General features: G+C 41.7%; 4 protein-coding genes. 3 read left to right on the forward strand and 1 reads right to left on the reverse strand.

Annotated elements, in window-relative coordinates:
• Positions 1–519 precede the first annotated feature (519 nt).
• Complete coding sequence (locus tag HMPREF1640_RS12285; RefSeq protein WP_036895345.1) at positions 520–774, forward strand: hypothetical protein; 255 nt, start codon at positions 520–522, stop codon at positions 772–774.
• The gene (locus HMPREF1640_RS12290) at positions 764–1,102 is read left to right on the forward strand and encodes a hypothetical protein (RefSeq protein WP_036895347.1); all 339 of its coding nucleotides are present in this window, start codon (positions 764–766) and stop codon (positions 1,100–1,102) included. Before HMPREF1640_RS12285 ends, HMPREF1640_RS12290 begins: the two co-directional genes overlap by 11 nt.
• Positions 1,103–1,105: 3 nt before the next feature.
• Here HMPREF1640_RS12290 and HMPREF1640_RS12295 read toward each other — a convergent pair whose 3' ends face one another.
• Complete coding sequence (locus HMPREF1640_RS12295; protein WP_156098814.1) at positions 1,106–1,321, reverse strand: hypothetical protein; 216 nt, start codon at positions 1,319–1,321, stop codon at positions 1,106–1,108.
• A gap of 674 nt (positions 1,322–1,995) precedes the next feature.
• On the opposite strand from HMPREF1640_RS12295, the gene HMPREF1640_RS13035 reads away from it, so the two are divergent.
• Positions 1,996–2,164, forward strand: a 169-nt coding sequence (locus HMPREF1640_RS13035; RefSeq protein ID WP_255327718.1) for a transposase, incomplete at its 3' end; no start/stop codon positions are given.

Here is a 2,164-nt window from a genome sequence, read left to right on the forward strand (position 1 = left end):
TTCGACGATCAAGCCCATTTCCCAATCTCCGAGCCTTGTTCCGTCTGCTTCAGGCGGCCGCTCCTTTATGCTGGTGCGGTCTTTGATGGGCATGTGTTTTCCAACTGGGCGCTTGCGGCGCTTCAGCTGATGACGGCAGTTCTTGTATAAGTCTCCACCGCTTACTTTGTCTTCTTGGATGTCTTAATTGAACTTACGGAAGGTCGTTTTAACATTAAATTTGTGATAGTTAGCATTAAATTTGTGATAGTTAGAGCCCTTTTTGCGGGCATAATACGCGCGCGAGGATAGACATAACAGACGTTGTCTATAACAGAAATAAGGCTTTTATCGGATTGCTCTCTCTTGAAAAGCGGAAAAGAAATAAAATGGAAAAACGAAAACTTTCCCCTTTGGGGGTGGGGGGGGTAGCGTAAGCGTTTTTTAGCAATCTCTTTACAGCGCGTTAAAATATATTTATATGTGTGCCGATATGGTACGTTTTTTCTATCTTTGCAATAGAAATTAAAATTAAAAAATATGGAAATAGTTAGTGCGAGAGAATTTAGGGCGAGCCAAAGGAAGTTTTTGATGCTTGCCAACAATGGTGAAGATTTAATCCTTAAAGCAAGGGGGCTTGGAAGTTTTAGAATTACTCCTGTAACGTCCAAAGACAGTGTCACAAACAAGGCAGACCTTGTAGAGCGTCTTCGCATGGCTTTACAGGAGGTGAAGTTGATGAGAGAGGGAAAAATCAAAGAACTTTCAATGAGCGAACTTCTCGATGAGCTTTAGAATTGTACCAACCCCGACATTTGCGAAGAGTTTAAAAGCCTTGGCAAAGCGGCACAAGTCTATTAAGTCAGACATAGAGAAACTTAAGAAAGTTCTTGAAGAGAATCCATTGCAAGGTGCAGAACTAACGCCAGGCATCCGAAAAATCCGTATTGCTATCAAGTCAAAAGGGGGTGGAAAGTCCAGCGGAGCGAGAATCATCACATATAACGTCTTAACAACAGAACAGGACGGAGAAGTGTATCTCTTGGAAATCTATGATAAGTCCGAGTACACGACTGTCAAGGAGGACGTATTGAAAGACATAATCAAAGACATAGGGCTATAAGTATTATAGGGTACGTCCTCGCCCTCTTTTGTAGTTTTGTTGATGTTCATCTCTTTCGTCTAATTCGAGAATATGCTCGTATTTTTCCTTTAGGTTTAAAATCTCCTTCAAAAGCTGATTGGAGTCTTTGCCTTCGTCGCTGACAAAGAATGTTTTTCCCGTTACTGCTCGATACAGTTCTCTGTAATTATTTTCCTCTCTTGCCCTTCTTTTAGCCATTTTTTCTTTTATCGTAGATTCAACTTCAAAATGCAACTACGTTTGCAAATTTAAGTAAAAAGTCTTAATTGAACTTACGGTTTTGCTCTCGGAAAAATGGCGCGAGGCAAATATGGAACAAGTTCAATGCTTTTGTTAAGGTACGGCTGGGGATCGGTGAAAAAAGCGTGGAGCTTCGTTTCGCTTTTGGTATAAACCCATTGGCACAATAAAAAGCCCATGTTTTTTTTTGAGGAGACGCTCACCATGTACAACATAGGTGGGGGTGAATGGGTGCGTGTGTACGTTTCAAGATAGCGACAGAATATTTACTCGTTTTCGGTTTATCTCCTTAAAACCCTGCTTGTCCCGAACGCAGTTTTTGAAAAATTGGAAATAGTCAATTATTTGAACAAATAGCCCTCTCAAATTCGCTTATTTAGGGTCTGCTAAATAAACATAATCCGCTGATATTCAATAATATATATCTTATATTATTTGTATAATTCACCAAAAATGACTACCTTTGGTTGTTAAAACATCAACGACGTAAAATGAAATACTACTCTCAATATCGTAGTCACGACCTGTTTGAACTTCAGGAGTCACTTTCGGGGTTGAGCAAATCCAACCGTTGGGTCAAGCCGGCCGACCACCTTCCCTGAGACAGGATAGAGAAGGAATACAACAAACGTCTGAGGAACAGTCACAACGGTGCCGGCAACAAGCCCGCCCGCATGGTGGTGGGAGCGCTAATCGTGAAGCATGTGGAAAAACTGAGCGACGAGAAGACCATCCAAGCCATTCAGGAGAACCCCTACATGCAGTACCTGCTTGGGCTTGAGAAGTTTACGGGAAAGCCGA

The sequence above is a fragment of the Prevotella sp. S7-1-8 genome, from assembly GCF_000758925.1.
In the GTDB taxonomy this organism is placed as follows: domain Bacteria; phylum Bacteroidota; class Bacteroidia; order Bacteroidales; family Bacteroidaceae; genus Prevotella.

What these genes read in the sequence shown, in the direction of transcription:
- HMPREF1640_RS12285 (WP_036895345.1), top strand. Translation starts at nt 520, where the DNA reads ATGGAAATAGTTAGTGCGAGAGAATTTAGGGCGAGCCAAAGGAAGTTT.
- HMPREF1640_RS12290 (WP_036895347.1), top strand. Translation starts at nt 764, where the DNA reads ATGAGCTTTAGAATTGTACCAACCCCGACATTTGCGAAGAGTTTAAAA.
- HMPREF1640_RS12295 (WP_156098814.1), bottom strand. Translation starts at nt 1,321, where the DNA reads ATGGCTAAAAGAAGGGCAAGAGAGGAAAATAATTACAGAGAACTGTAT.